We start from the raw sequence: 17,463 nt of genomic DNA on the forward strand, positions 1-17,463 counted from the left end.
CTCCTGGAGGTCTCGGGGGCCACGACGTCACCGTCGCGGCCCGGGGCTGTGCGCGCACCGGCGGGCGCGCACAGCCCGGTCCGGGGGGATCACCCCCGGTCGGTCACCACTGCGGGACGCAGTCGTCCACGTTCTCCGCCGTCACGGCGGGCGTGTCGTAGGAGACGAACTCCGACTCGCGGGACTCCTCCCCCGTCAGGTGGTCGTAGATGACCTGCATCGCGAGCTCGCCCAGGTCACGCGGCTTGAAGCAGACCGTGCCGTAGACCGTGCCGGCCTTCACGCCGTCGATCCCGAGCTGGGAGCCGCCGATGCCGATGACGACGGCGTCCGAGCCGGCCGCGTCCACGGCCTCCGCGCAACCGACCGCCATGTCGTCGCTCTCGGCGTAGAGCACGTCGATGTCGGGGTCGCCCGCGAGGAGGTTCTGGCACGCCCCCTGGGCGCCCTCGACCGTCCAGTCCCCCGGCTGGCGGGCGACGACGTCGAAGGTCACGCCGGCCTCCTCGGCCGGGTCGAGGAACTCCGCGAAGCGCAGCTCCACCTCGGCGAACCCCGCCGCACCCTCGACGACGGCGAGCTTGCCGCCCTCCGGGAGCGCCTGCAGCGCCAGCTCGCCCGCCGCGCGACCCGCGGACAGCTCGTCCTGGGTCACCAGGGCCACCAGCTCCTCGTAGACGTCCTCGAGGTCGCGCTCGCTGGGGTCGCCGACCTGCGAGGCCACGGCCACGGTCGGGATGTCGGCGTCGGCGAGCTGGTCGACGAGCCCGACCGCCACGCCGGAGTCCACGGGCAGGATGAGGACCCCGTCGGGCGCCTGCCCGATCAGGTCCTGCACGTCGTTCGACTGCTTCTCCGTGTCGCTCTGGGCGTCCAGCTCGACGATGGTCACGCCCAGCTCGTCGGCCCGGGCCCTGATGCCCTCACCGATGGCGGACGGGAAGGGGAAGCTCAACCCGAGGTTCGAGACCCCGATCGTCAGGTCCTCCGAGCCGGAGCCCGATGCGCTCTCGGCGCCGTCGACCTCGCCGCACGCAGCGAGGCCCAGTGCCATCACACACGCCAGTCCACCGAGAAGCGGGCGTCGGTTCATGTTGTTCTCCCTTGCCGGACGCGGCGTCGTCGCCGGTCCCGTCGGTGACACCACCACCGGGGAAGAAGCGCGCATCGAGCGCGCTCGGCGGGGCGTTCAAACGTTTGAGTGAGAGGAACATACGTGACGGCGCTCTCACTGCGCAAGGGTTTGCAGGCATCGATTCATACGTTTGAACGATGCGGCACGCGGAGCCGGTCCCGCCGCACCGTGGTCCACCCGCACCCGGTCATTGAACCGTTTCAAGCGGAACCGCGCCAGAGGTCGACCCGAAGCGCGTCCCCGTGACGAGCGTCAGCCCAGGGCGTCCTCGAGCCACTCCCCCAGCACGACGGCGCTCGCGGCGACCTGCGCCGGCCAGTCCCAGGCGGACTCGTCGGCGGCGTCGGAGACGTGCTTGACGAGCGTCACGCGGGCGCCGGCGGCCTGCGCGGCCCAGGCCACGGCGTACCCCTCCATGTCCACCAGCGTCGCCCGCCGCGCGAGGGCGTCGCGGACGGCGGGGTCGGTGACGAAGACGTCCCCGCTGGCGAGCACGGTGCCCGCGTCGCCCGTGCCGAGGGCGAGCAGCTCGTGGGGGTCGTGCCCGAGCTGACGGATCGCCTCGGCGCTGAGGTCGTGGTTGAGCACCGTGCCGGGGAGGTACAGGCCCGTGACACCGGGGCGCAGCGCCCCGGCGGTGCCCACGTTGACGACGTGCACCACCGTCGGGTCGGGGACGCGGGCGAGGGCGGCGGCGACGGCGGCGGCCGCCGGCACCTTGCCGATGCCGGTGACGAGCAGCGGGTAGCGCTCGGGCACCCCCGCGGCCTCGGCACGCGTCGCGGCGACGACGAGGACGTCGGTACGCCGCGGGGAGGCGCTCACCAGCCCGCCGGCAGCGGTCGACCCTCGTGGAAGCCGGCCGCCGACTGCACGCCCACCACGGCGCGCTCGTGGAGCTCGGCGATGTTGCGCGCACCCGCGTAGGTGCAGGCGGACCGCACGCCGGCGCTGATGTGGTCGATGAGGTCCTCGACGCCGGGGCGCGCCGGGTCGACGTACATCCGCGACGAGGAGATGCCCTCCTCGTAGAGACCCTTCCGCGCCCGGTCGTAGGCCGACTCGGTCGACGTGCGGTGGGCGACGGCGCGGGCCGAGGCCATGCCGAACGAGACCTTGTAGGCCCGGCCGTCGGAGTCGACCTGCAGGTCGCCCGGCGACTCGTGCGTGCCGGCGAACCACGAGCCGACCATCACCGACGACGCACCGGCGGCGAGGGCGAGCGCGACGTCGCGCGGGTGCCGGACGCCACCGTCGGCCCACACGTGCGCGCCCTCGGCAGCGGCGGCCTCCGCGCATTCGAGCACCGCGGAGAACTGCGGCCGCCCGACGCCCGTCATCATGCGCGTGGTGCACATCGCGCCCGGTCCGACACCGACCTTGACGATGTCGGCACCGGCGGCGACGAGCTCACGCGTGCCCTCGGCCGAGACCACGTTGCCGGCGGCGACCGGCACCTGCGGGTCGAGCGCCCGCACGGCCTTCAGCGCGTCGAGCATCCGGTCCTGGTCGCCGTGGGCCGTGTCGACGACGAGGGCGTCGACGCCGGCCTCGAGCAGGGCGGCGGCGCGTCCCGCCACGTCGCCGTTGACGCCGATCGCCGCCGCGATGCGGAGGCCACCCCGCGCGTCGACCGCCGGGGTGTAGAGCGTGGCCCGCAGCGCGCCGGTGCGCGTGAGCACGCCGAGCAGCCGACCCTGGCCATCGACCGCGGGCGCGAGGCGCACCCGCGCGCGGTCGAGCAGGTCGAACGCCCGACGCGGGTCGGTGTCCGCGCCCAGCGTCACGAGCGACGTCGACATGACGTCGCGCACCTGGGTGAAGCGGTCCACGTCGGTGCAGTCGTCCGCCGCGACGACGCCCACGGGGCGACCGTCCTCGACGACCACCGCGGCGCGGTGCGAGCGCTTGGGGATGAGGGCGAGCGCGTCGCCCACCGTCTGGGTCGGCGCGAGCTCGATCGGCGTGTCGAAGACGTGGTGGCGGGCCTTCACCCAGCCGACCACCTCGCGCACCACGTCGAGCGGGATGTCCTGCGGGATGACCGTGATGCCGCCGCGGCGGGCCACCGTCTCCGCCATCCGGCGGCCGGCGACGGCCGTCATGTTGGCCACGACGATCGGCAGGGTCGCCCCGGTGCCGTCCGTCGTGGCGAGGTCGACGTCGAAGCGGCTGGCCACCGTGGAGTGGCGCGGCACCATGAAGACGTCGTCATAGGTCAGCTCGTGCGGAGGCACGCGGTCATGGAGGAAACGCACGTGGACCCACGATAGCCGTCCTGGCGTCGATCTACTCGACGTCGACCCAGCCGAGGGTGCGGTCGACCGCCTTGCGCCAGCCGGCGTGCCCCTCGGCGCGCTGCGCGTCGTCCCAGGTCGGCTCCCAGCGCCGCGACTCGTGCCAGTTGGCCCGCAGCTCGTCCGTGTCCTTCCAGAACCCGACGGCCAGTCCCGCGGCGTACGCCGCACCCAGCGCCGTCGTCTCCGCGACCTCCGGCCGGCTCACCGGCACGCCGAGCACGTCGGCCTGGATCTGCATGCACAGCGCGTTGGCGGTGACGCCACCGTCGACCCGGAGCACCTCGAGGCGCACGCCGGAGTCCTGCTCCATGGCGTCGACCACGTCCTTGCTCTGGTAGCAGATCGCCTCCAGGGTCGCCCGGGCCACGTGGGCGTTCGTGTTGAAGCGCGAGAGGCCGACGATGGCGCCGCGGGCGTCGCTGCGCCAGTACGGCGCGAACAACCCGGAGAAGGCCGGCACGAAGTACACGCCGCCGTTGTCGTCGACCTGGCTCGCCAGGTGCTCGGAGTCCGCGGCGCCGGCGATGATCCCGAGCTGGTCGCGGAGCCACTGCACCGCCGAGCCCGTGACCGCGATGGAGCCCTCGAGCGCGTAGACGCAGGGCTCGTCGCCGAGCTGGTAGGCGGGCGTCGTGATCAGCCCGGCCTGCGACCGCACGATCTCGGTGCCCGTGTTGAGCAGCATGAAGTTGCCGGTGCCGTAGGTGTTCTTGGCCTCCCCCGGCGCGAAGCAGACCTGGCCGACCGTCGCCGCCTGCTGGTCGCCGAGGATGCCGGTGATCGGCACCTCGCCGGCGAACGGGCCGCTGGCCCGGGTCACGCCGTACGCGTCGGCCGACGACGACGGACGGATCTCCGGCAGCATCGCGCGGGGAACCCCGAAGAAGCCGAGCAGCTCCTCGTCCCAGTCGAGGGTCTCCAGGTCCATCAGCATCGTGCGGCTGGCGTTGGTGACGTCGGTGAGGTGGAGCCCGCCGTCACGGCCGCCCGTCAGGTTCCACAGCAGCCAGGTGTCCGTCGTGCCGAAGAGCGCGTCGCCGCGCTCCGCCGCCTCCCGCACCCCCGGCACGTTCTCGAGGATCCACTGGATCTTGCCGCCGGCGAAGTACGTCGCGGGCGGGAGCCCGGCACGGTGCCGGATCACGTCGCCGCGGCCGTCGCGGTCGAGGGCGGTCGCGATCCGGTCCGTGCGGGTGTCCTGCCAGACGATCGCGTTGTGGAGCGGCCGCCCGGTGCGCCGGTCCCAGATGACGGTGGTCTCCCGCTGGTTGGTGATCCCCACGCCGGCGAGGTCGTCGGCGCACAGACGCGCCTTGCCCAGGGCGGTCTGCACCACCGAGCTGGTGCGCTCCCAGATCTCGACGGGGTTGTGCTCGACCCACCCGGCGCGGGGCAGCACCTGCTCGTGCTCGAGCTGGTGCCGGGCCACCTCGGCCCCGTCGTGGTCGAAGATCATGAACCGCGTGCTCGTCGTGCCCTGGTCGACGGCTCCCACGAACTCGGCCACGCGGCTCCTCCTCGTCGGGTCGCGCCGGGGGCGCGGGTTGTGTGCGTGCGAACTATCCGATCATGCCGCGCCGGCCGACGACCGCGTGTGCGCCGCGCTCGTCGTCCGCCCGCGGCTCGGCGGTGAACCCGGCGCTGGCCAGCGCGCCCCGCAGCACCGGAAGCTGGGCCGGCGCGCACTCGACGACGACCCGGCCACCATCGACGAGCCAGTCGAGCGCCCCCGCGACGACCCGCTGCTGGAGGTCCGTCCCGTCGACGCCCCCGTCGAGCGCGGCGAGCGGCTCGTGGTCACGCGCCTCCCGCGGCATGGCGGCGATCCGCTCGGTCGGCACGTACGGCGCGTTGGCCACCACCACGTCGAACCCCCGGTGCAGCGTGGGCGGGAGCGCGGCGTACAGGTCGCCGGTGCGCACCATCGCCCGACCCTCGTACGGCGCGAGGTTCGCCCGCGCGCAGGCCGAGGCGCGCTCGTCGAGGTCGGTGCTCACGACCGTCGTGTCGGGCCCGCGGGCGGCGACGACGGCCGCGACGGCCCCGACCCCGCCGCAGAGATCGAGCACACGGCCGCCGGAGGGGAGCGCCTCGAGGGCGAGGTCGACCAAGAGCTCGGTGCGGACGCGGGGCACGAAGGTGCCGGGCGCGACCACGAGGCGGAGCCCCCCGAACACGACCTCGCCCACCACCAGCTCGAGGGGGCGTCCCGCCACCCGCTCGACCACTGCGTGCTCCAGCCAGTCGTCGCCCCGACCGGCGCGCTGCGCGGCGCGGAGCAGCTCCGCCGCCTCGTCCTCGGCGAAGACGCAGCCCGCCGCACGCAGCCGTGCGACCAGGTCCGCACTCCTCGGATCGGTGGGCGGGACCTCAGGACCACTTGAGTACGCGGACGGAGGCCGCGGGGCATCGTCCCCGGGCAGGGTTCTCGTCATGAGCACTCCTCCTCTCCCCGCCGGTCCGTCCACCAAGAACACCAACGCGTTCTTCCTCCAGGCGGGTCTCGCCTTCGGCGTCGCGCTCCTCACGATGGTCGTCGCGATCATCTTCGTCCCCGTCGACCCGTGGATCCGGGCGTTCCTTGCCCTCGGGACCCTCTTCCTCGTCACCTCGTCGTTCACGCTCGCCAAGTGCGTCCGCGACGCCCAGGAGACCACCCAGGTCGTCGCGCGTCTCGACCAGGCCCGCGTCGACCGCATCCTCTCCGAGCACGACCCGTTCCGCAGCGTGGCCTGACGACCCCTCCTCCGGACCGGCCCGCCCGACGCTGGGAAGTGGGCAGCTGGGGCAGGTCCCGGTCGATGCGGACCGCGCCCACCGCACAGTTCGGGCGCCTGCCCGCTCACCCCCCCCGGACGACGACCAGGACCCACCTCAGGCGAGCGACCTGAGGTGGGTCCTGCCGCACGACGTCGACGGATCGGTGAGCGGTCGCGGCGCGCAGATTCGCTGGGTAAAGCGCATTGCGATCTCGCCCGGAAACGCCCTAGGGTCGACGGCGCAGGGGCGGTCCACACCTCGGGGGGCCCGCCCGCGACGCCGTTGTCCTGTGACCCGAGCAGCGATCTGTCCTCGGGGGGAGAGATGGTCCAGAGGGTCTCGACGCGCAGCGTGTCCGCGGCACGGTCGGCACACACGCACGACATGCGTCCCGCGACGCCACCCCCCGCCGTCACCCTCGACGGCAATGCCCCCACGGTCGGCCCGGACGGTCGATGATGGAGACAGTCGCCCTGCTGGTGAGCGTGGCCGCTGGTCTGGCAGTCGGCCTGACGCGCTCCGGCAAGCTGGTGGCATCAGGCGTCGCGGTACCCGTGCTGGTGCTGATGTGGTTCAGCCTGCAGCCGCTCGGCAGCAACGACGGTGCGCTGCTGTTCCTGCTGGGCGGCACCGCGTACGGCGGACTCACCGCCCTGGCTCTGCGCCCGGCCCGTCGCGCTACCTCCACGCCCGCCCGACGCTGAGAAGTGGGCAGCTGGGGCAGGTTGCGGTCGATGCGGTCCGCGCCCACCGCACAGTTCGGGCGCTCGACCGACCACCTGACGCATCCCGCACCCCTGGGCGACGACGCGACGACGCGACGACGCGACGACGCGACGACCCCCGATGCCAGCACGGCACCGGGGGTCGTCGTGCGTGCGGCCCCTGGGGCGGGGCCGCACGCGGTCGGCGGCTCAGCGGGTCACTTGAGCTGCGCGCTCGTCAGGCCCAGGATGCGCCGGGCCACGATGAGCTGCTGGATCTGCTGCGTGCCCTCGAAGATGTCGAGGATCTTGGAGTCGCGGGCCCACTTCTCGAGCAGCTCGGACTCGCTGTAGCCGAGCGTGCCGCAGAGCTCGACGCAGCTGAGGGTGATGTCGGAGCCGACGCGGCCGGCCTTCGCCTTCGCCATGGAGGCCTCGAGCGAGTTGGGCTTGCGGTTGTCGGCCATCCACGCCGCCTGCATGGTGAGCAGCTGGGCGCCCTCCCAGTCCGCCTCGAGCTGGAGGAACTTGGCCGCGGCGGCGGACTGCAGGTGGGCCGGCCGGTCGTAGTCGACCTCGACGCCCGCCTGCGCCAGCAGGTCCCGGGTGAGGTCGAGCGAGGCACGCGCGCAGCCGACGGCCATCGCCGCCACGAGGGGCCGGGTGTTGTCGAAGGTCGCCATGGCGCCCGCGAAGCCCTGCTTGACGTCGACCTCGGGCGAGCCCAGGAGGTTCTCGGCGGGCACCCGGCAGTCCTCGAAGATGATGACCGCGGTGTCGGAGGCCCGGATGCCCAGCTTGTGCTCGAGGCGCTCCACCCGCATCCCGGGCGTCCCCTTCTCGACCACGAACGACTTGATGGCGGCGCGGCCGAGCGACTTGTCGAGCGTCGCCCAGACCACGACCGAGTCGGCGCGGTCACCGGAGGTGACGTAGATCTTCTCGCCGTTGATGACGTAGTGGTCGCCGTCGAGGCGGGCCGTCGTCGTGATGTTGGCGGAGTCCGAGCCCACGCCGGGCTCGGTGATCGCCATCGCCGCCCAGGTGCCCTTGAAGCGCTCGAGCTGCTCCTCGTTGGCGACCGAGGCGATGGCCGAGTTGCCGAGGCCCTGGCGGGGCATCGACAGCAGCAGGCCCGTGTCGCCCCAGCACATCTCGGCGATGGACATCACCGAGGCGAGGTTGGAGCCGTTGCGGACGCCGCCCTCGTCCTTCTTCTCGTCGCGGCGGACACCGGTCGCGCCGGCGCCCTCGGCCGCGCCCGACTCGGACAGGCCGTCGATCATCGCGGCCAGCATGTCGAGCTCCTTGGGGTAGGAGTGCTCGGCGCGGTCGTACTTGCGGGAGATGGGCCGCAGCATGTTCATGGCGACCTGGTGCGCCTGGTCGACCAGGGCGCGGTGCTTCTTGGGGGTCTCGAGATTGATCATGGTGTGTCGTCCGTCCGGAGCCCGGGGGCTCAGACCAGGACGCCTCCTTCCATCACGCCGAGGGCCCGCAGGTCGCGGTACCACCGCTCCACCGGGTGCTCCTTGACGAAGCCGTGGCCACCGAGCAGCTGCACGCCGTCGAGACCGATCTGCATACCCTTGCTGGCGCAGAGGTTGCGCGCGAGGGCGACCTCGCGGGCGAAGTCCTTGCCCTGGGCGGCGCGGGACGCCGCCTTGTAGGTCACGAGCCGCATCGCCTGCAGCTCGATCGCGATGTTGGCGACCATGAAGGCCACCGACTGGCGGTGGGCCACGGGCTCGCCGAACGCCTCGCGCTCCTTCACGTACGGCGTCACGTAGTCGAGCACGGCCTGCGCCGTACCGATCGCGAGGCCGCACCAGGCGAGCCGCGAGAGGCGCACGCACTCGACGTACGTCGAGCCGTCGGTCTCACCGAGGACGGCGTCCGCGGGGACCTCGACGTCGGTGAGGTGCAGCTTGGAGAGCGTCGCAGCGCGCACGCCCATCGACGGGTCGGCCTCGACCCGCAGGCCCTCGGTGCCGGCCTCGACGAGGAAGAGCACCGGCTTGCCGTCGAGGGAGGCGCCCACGACGAAGAGCTCGGCGTCGCCGCCGCGCGGGACGCCGGCCTTGACGCCGTTGAGCACGTAGCGGTCGCCGCGCCGTACCGCCGTGGCGCCGGGCTGCAGCACGTCGAACAGCACGGTGGGCTCGCTCAGGGCGAGCGCGGCCGCGGGGACGTCGTCGCCGGTGAAGGCGGGCAGGTAGGTCGCCTGCTGGGCGTCCGTGCCCCACAGGGAGAGCGCCGTGGCGACCGCGCCCGGCGCCAGCGTGGCGACCGCGAGGCCCATGTCGCCCTTGGCGAGCGCCTCGGCCACGAGCGTGCCGGCGACCGCGGACCGCTCCTCGGAGATGCCACCCAGCTTCTCGGGGACACCCAGGATCGGCAGGCCGATCTCGAGGCTCGACTTGAGGAGGGCGACCGGCGCCTCGCACGCCTCGTCCGCCTCGCTGGCCGCGGGTCGCACGACCTCCGTGGCGAACTCGCTCACGACGTCGACGAGCATCTGCTCGTCCTCGGTCGGCGTCAGGTCGAAGACCCCGCTCGCCCCGGCCGTCGGCACCCGCATGCCCGGCTTCTGCGCGCCGCGCTTCGCGAAGGTGCGGCCGGCCTTGGTGACGACCGCGAAGCCGCCCCGGGTCGAGGTGAACACGGCCTGCTCGGTCTTCTTGCGCAGACCGAGCCGGTCGATGAGGTCGCTCTGGGCGACCACGTTGAGAGCGGCGACCGCGTAGCCGATCGGGTCGCGGCTCTCCTTGCGCGCGAGGCCGTTGCGCCCGCCCGGCCTGAGGCTGTTCGTCAGGGACATGCCGCCTAATGTAACTCGCAGTTACACACAGCGCCACACTTTCGTCGGAGAACGTGCCGCGTCGCTTTCGTCACGCCTCTCCTACGATGCGGGGCATGCCCGACGACGCCGCTGCACCCGCCCCTGCCGAGACGCCCGACGGGCCTGACGAGACGCCGTACGGCCCGCTCCCGACGGGGGGCACCGTCCGCCCGATCACCCGCTGGGGGACACCGGTGATGCACGCGCCGCAGCGCCGCGTCACGGAGTTCGACGACGACCTGCGGGCACTGGTCGCCGACATGACCGCGACGATGTACGCCGCGGACGGCGTCGGGCTCGCGGCGTGCCAGATCGGCGTCGACCTGGCCGTCTTCGTCTTCGACTGCCCCGACGCGTCCGGGCGCCGGGTCGCCGGCGTCGTCTGCAACCCCGACGTCACCACCCCGGAGGGCACCGAGCGACGGCTGGACGACAGCGAGGAGGGCTGCCTCAGCTACCCCGGCGCGTTCGTCGACTGCGCGCGACCCGACCGGGCCACCGTCGTGGGCGTCGGTCTCGGCGGCACGCCCGTGCGGTTCGAGGGCGACGGCCTGCTGGCCCGCTGCCTCCAGCACGAGACGGACCACACCCTCGGCACGGTCTTCGGCGACCGGATCGGCACGAAGGCGCGCAAGAAGCTGGCCAAGCAGCACGACAAGGCAGCCGAGGACTACCCGCTGGCCTGGCCCGCCTGAGCCGTCAGGCGGGGTCGAGCACCAGGCGCTCGATCGCGCGCCGTACCCACTGCTGGTAGCGCTCGGCGCTCCAGCCGCGCTCGACGACGAAGTGGCGGTAGGGCTCGGCACCGGCGACGTGGCTCCACGTCGCGGCCCGCTCCTCTGCCGAGGCGTCACCGGTGAGCAGCCCCTGGGCGTCCGCCCAGGCGACCGCGGCGGCGCACGCCTCGTCGTTCGAGCGCTCGGCGGCCTCGAAGGCGGTCGCGGCCTCGGGGTCGGTCCCGGCCGCCTCGCGCAGCGAGAACCACAGGCCCACCGAGCGGGCGTGCACCTGGCTCAGCCACGCGGCGTACGCCGGGAGGGCCTCCTCGGGCGGCAGCTTCATGAGCTCCTGCAGCTCCGACGACTCGCTGATCGGCTGCTCCGGGGTGGTGCCCGCGCGGCGCTGGTAGGCCTCGACGAGGAGCGCCGGCTTCGAGCCGGAGAGGTTGACGCGCGGCACGGACACGCCGGCGCGGGCCGCGATCGCGGCCAGCGTCGTCGAGCGGTATCCCTCGGTGGAGAAGAGCTCCGCAGCGGCGTCGACGATCCGGCCGTGGGTGGCGACCAGGGCCGCCTCGCGCACGGGCGAGACGTAGCGACGTCGGGGACGGTCGGGGTCCTTCGGCAACTCGAGACCTTCTTCGTGTCGAATCCTGTCCCCCGACCGGCGCAGGATAGCCGCCCGCGACAAGGGTGGTGGCGAACCGGGCGAGTACGGTTCTCGATCGTGGCCGTCCCGCCCCCGCCCCCGGCCGTGCGCCTCCGCGTCGCACTCCCCCTGGTGTTCCTCGGCGGCACCGTCGGGACCCTCGCGCGCCACCTGCTCGCCGAGCTCGTGCCCGAGGTCGGCGACCTGCCCCTGACGATCGGTGCGGTCAACGTCGCCGGGGCGTTCGCGCTGGGCCTCCTGCTCGGCGGCCTGCGCGGTGGCCCGCTCACGCACCGGCCGCACGTGCGCCTCCTCGTCGGCACCGGCGTGCTCGGCGGCTTCACGACCTACAGCGCGCTCGCCGTCGACAGCGTGCGGCTCGCGCGGGACGACGTGGCGCTCGCCGCGGCGTACGGCGTCGGGAGCGTGCTGCTCGGGCTCCTCGCGGCCGCCCTGGGCGTCGCCCTCACCCAGCGCCGCCGGAGCCGCGCGTGAGCGCCCTCGACCCCGGCGTGGTGGCGGGGGTCGGCCTCGCGGGCGGGCTGGGCGCGACGCTGCGCTACCTGGTGGACGCGGCGGCACGCCGGGTCGTGCCGGGGTACCCGCTGGGGACGCTGGTGATCAACGTCTCGGGCGCGTTCCTGCTCGGGCTGGTGACGGGCCTGCTGGCGAGCGGTCACCCCGGCGCGTCCGTCGCATCGGTGCTCGGCGCGGGACTGCTCGGCGGCTACACCACCTTCAGCACGGCGAGCGTCGAGGCCGTGGTGCTGCTCGAGGAGCGCCGCCGGTCGGCCGCACTGCTCCACGCGGCGGGCATGCTGCTGCTCGGGGTCGCCGCGGCGGCCGCGGGGTGGTGGCTGGGCGTCTGAGCCCCTCGGGGCCCAGGCCGTGCCGCCTCAGGCCGTGCCGGTGGCGCCGTCGGGCTCCTGGTAGCCGGTGAGGTACGCCGCGACCTGCGCCGCGCTGGTGACCGGCCGGACGTCGTCGGCGTGGCGGCCGACCCACCCGACGCCGGGCTCGAGGTGGCGGACGACGCGGGCCGGCACCCCGGCCACCACGCTGTGGTCGGGCACCGTGCCGCGCACGACGGACCCGGCGGCCACGACGACGTTGCGGCCGATCGTGGTGCCCGGGAGCACGATGGCGTGGTGCCCGATCCAGGAGCCGGCGCCGATCCGGACGGGCTGGTGGCGGCCCAGCTGGCGCCCGACGGGGGTGTCGGGGTCCTGGTACCCGTGGCTCGCGTCGGAGATGAAGACGCCCTGGCCGCACCAGACGTCGTCCTCGAGCGTCACCGACTCGTGCGCCGTGATGGTGCTGCGCGCGCCGACGACGCAGCGGTCGCCGATGACGAGGCCCCGCTCCGGTGGCACGTCGCCGGGCCCGACGTAGCCCACCGTGAGGGTGCAGGCGCGTCCCACCAGGGTGCCGCGACCGACGTGGATCCCCGCCTCCCCCACGATCGTGGCTTGCGGGAACGCGATGCACGCCCCCTCGCCCAGCGACCCGAAGCGGTCCCCGGCGACGGTGCCGGGCGAGATCGCGCCGTACCACTCGACGCGGCGGCGCACCTCGTGGACGGCGGCGCCGAGCAGGCGGTGGACGACGTGGGGAAGGCGGGCGGGCACCCGGGGAGGCTAGCGGCGGCCGCTGAGGCGCACCCAGAGCGGGTCCGCCTCACCCAGGGCCGCGACGATCCGGAGCACGCCGGCGAGCTGACCGGCCCCGGAGGCGAGACCGAGCGCGCCGACGGCAGCCGCGGCGCCGGTGAGGGCGCTCATCCCCTGCACGAGGTCGCGGGCGGTCAGCGCCACCCCGGCGACACCGACGAGGAGGGCCAGGGCGCCGGTGGCGAGCCGGGCGAGCACGCGCGCCTCCAGGTTCACCGTGCGCGCCCGCACCCAGCCGGCGGCGTCGGGTGAGCGCAGGCCCGCGGCGTACGGCGCCCGCAGCCACGCCGCGGCCGCACGGGTGAGCCGACGTCCGGAGCGGGCGAGCCGCACGAGGACCGTCAGCCCCGCCAGCGCCAGGGCCAGCGCCGCGAGCACGACGCCGACGTCGAGCGGGCCCGCGCGGCCCAGGTCGATGATGGCACCCACCACGCCGACGGCGACGAACACGCCCACGACGGCCGCCCCGAACGCCCCGACGCCGAGCACCCAGCGAGACCAGCGCCCCGCGTCGGCCCGCAGCACGGCGACGGCGCGGTCGGTCTCCCCGAGACGGGACGGCGTCGGACCGGCGACGTACGGCGCGGAGTCGGGGGTGGTCCAGGCGTACCCCACGGCGCTCAGTCGACGTGCTTCGCCCAGGCGAAGCAGAAGAGGCCGAAACCGATGATGCCGACGCCGATCGCCCCGAGCAGGACCGGACCCCCGGGCGCCTGGAGCACGGTGAGCAGCGCCGAGTCGAGGCCACCCGACTCGTCCGGGTCGTGGTCGATCGCCGCGAAGCAGAAGAGCACGCCGACGGCGCCGATCGCGACGCCCTTGGCGGTGTAACCGGCCCGTCCGCACCACGTGTACGCCGTGCCTGCGGTCCCCCGGCCGCTGTGGCGGAGGTCCTCGAGGAACTTGTCGGTGACGCCCTTGACGACGTGGTAGACGCCCACGGCCAGGATCACCACCCCGACGATGCCCACGAGGACCTGGCCGAACGGCAGGTCCAGGAGCTTCGCGGTGAGGGTGTCGGCCTGCCCCTCCTGGCTGCTGCTCCCGGCTCCGAGCACGATCCGGGCGGCCGTGACGCCCAGCGCGGCGTAGAGCGCCGCCTTCGCCGCGGCCGTGCCGCGGTGGCGCAGCTGGTCGTCCTTGTCCTCGGTGCGGTGGTCGAGGACCGCCTCCGCACCCTGCCAGAGCGCGAGCAGGAACATGCCCACCGCGACCGCCCCGACCATCACGCCGCCGAACGGTTGCTGCGCGAGCTGCTGGATCGCACCGGTCGTCGACGCCTCGCCCTCACGGTCGCCGAGGGCGAGCTGCAGGGCCAGCCAGCCGAGGAGGAGGTGGACGACGCCGTAGGCCACGAGCCCCACACGGGCGAGGTGGTCGCGGTCGGCGGTGGTGGGGCGCATCCGGCCAGCCTAGGACTGTGGAGAACCGGTACCGGCGGGCACTCGACCGTCGCCGTCCAACTGGCGCTTCACGTCGTGCTCAGCCTCACCGAGGACGCGGTGCGATCGGTGCGACGCCGACGCGGCGAGGACCCCCGACCGGACGCGGTCTAGGTTCGACCCTGCGGCCGGGGGTACCGGGCGCCGCCGTGACCCGCGCTCGTGCCCCGAGGAGATGCCCGATGGCCAAGATGGAGATCTCGCTGGACGGTCGCGTCTTCACCGTGCGCGGCACCGACGCCGAGCTGGGCACCCAGCTGCGCGTCGTCAACCAGAACTTCGTGTCCGACGGCGGCACGTGGATGACCTTCGACGTCGGAGCGGCCACCGAGCACATCCGCTGGATCCCGCGCACGGCGAGCGTCGCCGTGTGGTTCGACGACCCCGCGCCGTGGCGCGACCCGTCGACACGGGGCTGAGCCTGGCGCGGCCGGTCCCGGGCCTTCCCGACAGCGAGGCCGGCCAGCGCCACCACCAAGGCCACCCGGATGGACGTGGCATCGAGGACGAACCCCGTCGCGTCGCCGACGAAGAACACGGCCGGGCCGATCACGACGGCCCCGAAGACGACCTTGGCAACGGACGACCCACCGATGGACAGCCGCTCACCTCGGCGACGCCGGTAGAGCGCGATCCCGGCCAGCACGACGGCTGCTAGCCCGACCTGGAGGGCCCCGTCCGTGATCGCCCAGCCGTCGGCAATCGCTCGGACGAGGAGGCTGATCACCAGCGACAACGCGAGCAGCTGCACCACCACGACGGCCAGCAGTCGGGGAGTCGTGCGCGCCGCGAGATCCTCGTGCACCGGTCGGCCTCCGCTCTCGGGCGGGCGGCACGCGCCTCGCGTCGCCTCGCTGAGGCCGAGCGTAGCCAATTTGCCAACCATGAGACGGCGTCCAGACGGCGGGGTCGAGCCGGGTTCGACGTGCGCGCCGCTCGCCCGACGCATCTCAGGAGTTCCTCGCGCTCCAGCTCGTCGATGGGCCCGATGAGACCGACGATGAGCTCCGTCGTTCACCAGATGGATGTGGGGGCAGACCGCTGCACGAGGTGGTCCGTGGCGGGTCGCTCCCAGCCCTCAGATGATCCAACCGAGCCGGAGCGTGAACGCCAAGGGCTTCCAGCCGGGCTTCGCCACCGTGACTCCGACCACGAGATCGCCCGCCTGGTTCGGCGTCCAGGTGGGCCCGGTCGCGCCGGGCGCTGCGACTCCGTCGACGAACCAGCGGTAGTGCACCGTCGCGCCCGATGCGATCGCAGTATGGGTGAGGGCCGGGCCGCGGACGGTGAGGGCGCGACCGAAACGCGCGGGCCCGTCCACCCTCGGCGAGGCGGAGACCCAGCCGGCGGGCACGGCCCGCAGGGCGACCACGCCGAAGTGGAACGTGCCCGCGCGCGGCGCGTAGCCCGGCGCCGTGAAGGCGATGTCCAGCGTCAGCCGGCGGCCCAGCGCCTCAGGACCGGGGACGGTAGTCGGGTCGGTCTCGCCGCTCACGGGCCGGCCGTCGAGCATCCACTGGTACGTCGCACGCGTGCCTCGTACCACCGCCGTGTGGGTGAGGTGCGGGGCCGAGACGCCGACGACGGAGTCGAGGGTCGGGGTGCCCGACTTGGTGCCCGGCGAGACGATCCACCCGGCCGGAACGGGTGGGGCGCCGGGCTCCGCGATGGCCTGGGGCATGTCGGGCGCCAGCACCGAGGACGTGGATGCGACGTCTCCCGCCGCTGAGGCGGAGTACGGCAGCAGGGCGACGAGCCCCACGACCGACAGCACCACGGTTGCGGCGGCTCCGGCCGCCCTGACGATCGTCGAACTGCGCACGTTTGTCGCCCCCAGGATTGACTGCTCGGAGCGTACAAGAGCCTCAGGCCCGGGCAGTGCCGAACAGACGATGCCGCGTTCGAGCGGCGTTTCGGCCGACTCTGGGCTGCGACGCCCAGCGTCAGGGTCTCGCCCCACGTGATCGTCGGCGGCTTCTACTACCGCTACGTCACGCCGGGGATCTCTCGACCGTCCCGCAGCCGCCGCAGCCGCCGCATCTTGGACGTACGTTCACACTCAGCGTCCGGCGGTCGAGGAGCCAGTCCGCTCGCTGCAGGAAGCGGGACGTCGACCCGGCCGGCCCCGCCCGCCAGGAACCGAGGAGCGTTGCTCCCGACGCGCTCCCCCAGACACAGAAGAGGCCGCCCCCGCTATCCGCGGAGACGGCCTCTGACCTGCTCGTTCTTCGGTCGGGCTGACAGGATTTGAACCTGCGACCCCTTGACCCCCAGTCAAGTGCGCTACCAAGCTGCGCCACAGCCCGAAGCCCGCCCAGGGTCACCGGGCGGAGCGGTCGGAACATTACCCCAGCCCCGCCGTACCCCCCGCATCGGGTCCGCGGGTGCGCGCGGCGAGGGCGACGGCGTCGTGCGGGGCGAACCCGCGGGCGTCGTTGTCGAAGTAGACGTAGACGTCGCGGGGGCGCCCGTCAGGTGTGTCGGCGCCGGTCGCCCAACCCTCGATCCGCGCCGCCCACGCGGCGAGCTCCTCCGGCGTGTAGCCGCTCGCGTACAGCGCCGTCGACCCGTGCAGCCGCACGTAGACGAAGTCCGCCGTGACCTGCCCGAACATCGGCCAGCGCCCGGCCGTGTCCGCGACCGCGAGGGCCACCCCGTGATCGCGGAGGAGGTCGTCGACCACCGGGGACACGAACGACAAGGCTCGCGGCTCGAACGCGTGCCGCAGCGGACGGTCCTCGTCGATCTCCAACCACGCCCGGTCGTCGAGCCGCGCATCGTGGTGGCGCGCCAGGTCCAACGCCTCCCCGGTCGTCCTCGGCAACGCGTCGAGGAAGCGGGCGAGCTGGTCGACGTCCAGCTCGTGGCGTTCCGGCAGCTGCCACAGGACCGGGCCGAGCTGGTCCCCGAGCGCCAGCACCCCGGACGCGAAGAAGTTCGCCAGGGCCTGGTCCACCTCGCGCAGCCGCAGCATGTGCGTGATGTAGCGCGACCCCTTCACCGCCAGCACCACGTCGGCCGGCACCTGGGTGCGCCACCGCTGGTAGCTCGTCGGGCGCTGCAGCGAGTAGAACGAGCCGTTCAGCTCGACGGTGTCCATCCGCTCGGCGATGTAGGTCAGCTCCAGCCGCTGGGGCAGCCCCTTCGGGTAGAAGTCGCCGCGCCACCGGGGGTAGCGCCAGCCGGAGACCCCGACGCGCACCCGCCCGCGGCGTACGGCGGTGGGCTCCGTCATGCGGGCC

19 protein-coding genes and 1 tRNA gene are annotated in these 17,463 nt (G+C 73.7%); 6 read left to right on the top strand and 14 right to left on the bottom strand.

What is annotated here, in order from left to right:
• Positions 1-103 precede the first annotated feature (103 nt).
• The 5 genes from PIR53_07015 to PIR53_07035 form a co-directional block, all read right to left on the bottom strand.
• Positions 104-1,054, bottom strand: coding sequence for a sugar ABC transporter substrate-binding protein (locus PIR53_07015; protein WZH53738.1), 951 nt, complete (start codon positions 1,052-1,054; stop codon positions 104-106).
• Between the two features lie 333 nt (positions 1,055-1,387).
• Positions 1,388-1,960 (bottom strand): nucleosidase, encoded by a 573-nt coding sequence (locus PIR53_07020; protein WZH53739.1) that lies wholly within the window; start codon positions 1,958-1,960, stop codon positions 1,388-1,390.
• The gene (locus PIR53_07025; protein WZH53740.1) at positions 1,957-3,393 is read right to left on the bottom strand and encodes a GuaB1 family IMP dehydrogenase-related protein; all 1,437 of its coding nucleotides are present in this window, start codon (positions 3,391-3,393) and stop codon (positions 1,957-1,959) included. The genes PIR53_07020 and PIR53_07025 overlap by 4 nt, the downstream gene beginning before the upstream one ends.
• Positions 3,394-3,424: 31 nt before the next feature.
• The gene (gene glpK, locus PIR53_07030) at positions 3,425-4,942 is read right to left on the bottom strand and encodes a glycerol kinase GlpK (protein WZH53741.1); all 1,518 of its coding nucleotides are present in this window, start codon (positions 4,940-4,942) and stop codon (positions 3,425-3,427) included.
• 52 nt (positions 4,943-4,994) lie between these two features.
• Complete coding sequence (locus tag PIR53_07035) at positions 4,995-5,870, bottom strand: methyltransferase (GenBank protein ID WZH53742.1); 876 nt, start codon at positions 5,868-5,870, stop codon at positions 4,995-4,997.
• On the opposite strand from PIR53_07035, the gene PIR53_07040 reads away from it, so the two are divergent.
• Both PIR53_07040 and PIR53_07045 read left to right on the top strand, forming a co-directional pair.
• Positions 5,869-6,171 carry a YiaA/YiaB family inner membrane protein gene (locus tag PIR53_07040; protein ID WZH53743.1) on the top strand — a complete coding sequence of 101 codons (303 nt, stop codon included), beginning with the start codon at positions 5,869-5,871 and terminating at the stop codon, positions 6,169-6,171. The genes PIR53_07035 and PIR53_07040 overlap by 2 nt on opposite strands.
• A gap of 479 nt (positions 6,172-6,650) precedes the next feature.
• Positions 6,651-6,899 (top strand): hypothetical protein, encoded by a 249-nt coding sequence (locus PIR53_07045; GenBank protein WZH53744.1) that lies wholly within the window; start codon positions 6,651-6,653, stop codon positions 6,897-6,899.
• Positions 6,900-7,117: 218 nt separating this feature from the next.
• Here the strand turns inward: PIR53_07045 and PIR53_07050 are convergent, their stop codons facing one another.
• Positions 7,118-8,329 carry an acyl-CoA dehydrogenase family protein gene (locus tag PIR53_07050; protein ID WZH53745.1) on the bottom strand — a complete coding sequence of 404 codons (1,212 nt, stop codon included), beginning with the start codon at positions 8,327-8,329 and terminating at the stop codon, positions 7,118-7,120.
• A gap of 29 nt (positions 8,330-8,358) precedes the next feature.
• Positions 8,359-9,720 carry an acyl-CoA dehydrogenase family protein gene (locus PIR53_07055; protein WZH53746.1) on the bottom strand — a complete coding sequence of 454 codons (1,362 nt, stop codon included), beginning with the start codon at positions 9,718-9,720 and terminating at the stop codon, positions 8,359-8,361.
• Positions 9,721-9,815: 95 nt separating this feature from the next.
• On the opposite strand from PIR53_07055, the gene def reads away from it, so the two are divergent.
• A complete protein-coding gene (gene def / locus PIR53_07060; protein WZH53747.1) occupies positions 9,816-10,436 on the top strand; it encodes a peptide deformylase in 621 nt (206 codons plus the stop codon).
• A 4-nt stretch (positions 10,437-10,440) separates the two neighbouring features.
• Here the strand turns inward: def and PIR53_07065 are convergent, their stop codons facing one another.
• Positions 10,441-11,088, bottom strand: coding sequence for a helix-turn-helix domain containing protein (locus PIR53_07065; GenBank protein WZH53748.1), 648 nt, complete (start codon positions 11,086-11,088; stop codon positions 10,441-10,443).
• A 99-nt stretch (positions 11,089-11,187) separates the two neighbouring features.
• On the opposite strand from PIR53_07065, the gene PIR53_07070 reads away from it, so the two are divergent.
• Both PIR53_07070 and PIR53_07075 read left to right on the top strand, forming a co-directional pair.
• Positions 11,188-11,604, top strand: coding sequence for a CrcB family protein (locus tag PIR53_07070; protein WZH53749.1), 417 nt, complete (start codon positions 11,188-11,190; stop codon positions 11,602-11,604).
• On the top strand, positions 11,601-11,978 hold the full coding sequence (locus tag PIR53_07075) for a CrcB family protein (GenBank protein WZH53750.1): 378 nt from the start codon (positions 11,601-11,603) through the stop codon (positions 11,976-11,978). Before PIR53_07070 ends, PIR53_07075 begins: the two co-directional genes overlap by 4 nt.
• A gap of 27 nt (positions 11,979-12,005) precedes the next feature.
• On the opposite strand, the gene PIR53_07080 is transcribed toward PIR53_07075, so the two are convergent.
• Genes PIR53_07080 through PIR53_07090 form a run of 3 tightly spaced genes read right to left on the bottom strand, consistent with a single transcriptional unit; the run spans position 12,006 to position 14,182 of the window.
• Entirely contained in the window at positions 12,006-12,737 is a 732-nt protein-coding gene (locus PIR53_07080; protein WZH53751.1) for an acyltransferase, read from the bottom strand.
• A 9-nt stretch (positions 12,738-12,746) separates the two neighbouring features.
• On the bottom strand, positions 12,747-13,394 hold the full coding sequence (locus tag PIR53_07085) for a hypothetical protein (protein WZH53752.1): 648 nt from the start codon (positions 13,392-13,394) through the stop codon (positions 12,747-12,749).
• Positions 13,395-13,399: 5 nt separating this feature from the next.
• Entirely contained in the window at positions 13,400-14,182 is a 783-nt protein-coding gene (locus PIR53_07090) for a DUF1206 domain-containing protein (GenBank protein WZH53753.1), read from the bottom strand.
• A 221-nt stretch (positions 14,183-14,403) separates the two neighbouring features.
• Between PIR53_07090 and PIR53_07095 the strand changes: the two genes are divergently transcribed.
• Positions 14,404-14,640: a hypothetical protein gene (locus PIR53_07095; protein ID WZH53754.1), complete on the top strand. Its 237-nt coding sequence runs from the start codon at positions 14,404-14,406 to the stop codon at positions 14,638-14,640.
• A 659-nt stretch (positions 14,641-15,299) separates the two neighbouring features.
• Here the strand turns inward: PIR53_07095 and PIR53_07100 are convergent.
• From PIR53_07100 to PIR53_07110, 3 genes are all read right to left on the bottom strand, one after another.
• Positions 15,300-16,043: a hypothetical protein gene (locus PIR53_07100; GenBank protein ID WZH53755.1), complete on the bottom strand. Its 744-nt coding sequence runs from the start codon at positions 16,041-16,043 to the stop codon at positions 15,300-15,302.
• 410 nt (positions 16,044-16,453) lie between these two features.
• Positions 16,454-16,527: transfer RNA gene (locus tag PIR53_07105), tRNA-Pro, on the bottom strand.
• A 38-nt stretch (positions 16,528-16,565) separates the two neighbouring features.
• On the bottom strand, positions 16,566-17,456 hold the full coding sequence (locus tag PIR53_07110; GenBank protein ID WZH53756.1) for a DUF72 domain-containing protein: 891 nt from the start codon (positions 17,454-17,456) through the stop codon (positions 16,566-16,568).
• Positions 17,457-17,463 lie beyond the last annotated feature (7 nt).

Origin of the sequence: Nocardioides alkalitolerans, assembly GCA_038184435.1 — a bacterium.
GTDB lineage: Bacteria > Actinomycetota > Actinomycetes > Propionibacteriales > Nocardioidaceae > Nocardioides > Nocardioides alkalitolerans_A.

Coding starts and splice junctions, on each gene's coding strand:
- PIR53_07015 (WZH53738.1), bottom strand. CDS start 1,054: ATGGCACTGGGCCTCGCTGCGTGCGGCGAGGTCGACGGCGCCGAGAGC.
- PIR53_07040 (WZH53743.1), top strand. CDS start 5,869: ATGAGCACTCCTCCTCTCCCCGCCGGTCCGTCCACCAAGAACACCAAC.
- PIR53_07035 (WZH53742.1), bottom strand. CDS start 5,870: ATGACGAGAACCCTGCCCGGGGACGATGCCCCGCGGCCTCCGTCCGCG.
- PIR53_07045 (WZH53744.1), top strand. CDS start 6,651: ATGATGGAGACAGTCGCCCTGCTGGTGAGCGTGGCCGCTGGTCTGGCA.
- PIR53_07050 (WZH53745.1), bottom strand. CDS start 8,329: ATGATCAATCTCGAGACCCCCAAGAAGCACCGCGCCCTGGTCGACCAG.
- PIR53_07055 (WZH53746.1), bottom strand. CDS start 9,720: ATGTCCCTGACGAACAGCCTCAGGCCGGGCGGGCGCAACGGCCTCGCG.
- def (WZH53747.1), top strand. CDS start 9,816: ATGCCCGACGACGCCGCTGCACCCGCCCCTGCCGAGACGCCCGACGGG.
- PIR53_07090 (WZH53753.1), bottom strand. CDS start 14,182: ATGCGCCCCACCACCGCCGACCGCGACCACCTCGCCCGTGTGGGGCTC.
- PIR53_07095 (WZH53754.1), top strand. CDS start 14,404: ATGGCCAAGATGGAGATCTCGCTGGACGGTCGCGTCTTCACCGTGCGC.
- PIR53_07110 (WZH53756.1), bottom strand. CDS start 17,456: ATGACGGAGCCCACCGCCGTACGCCGCGGGCGGGTGCGCGTCGGGGTC.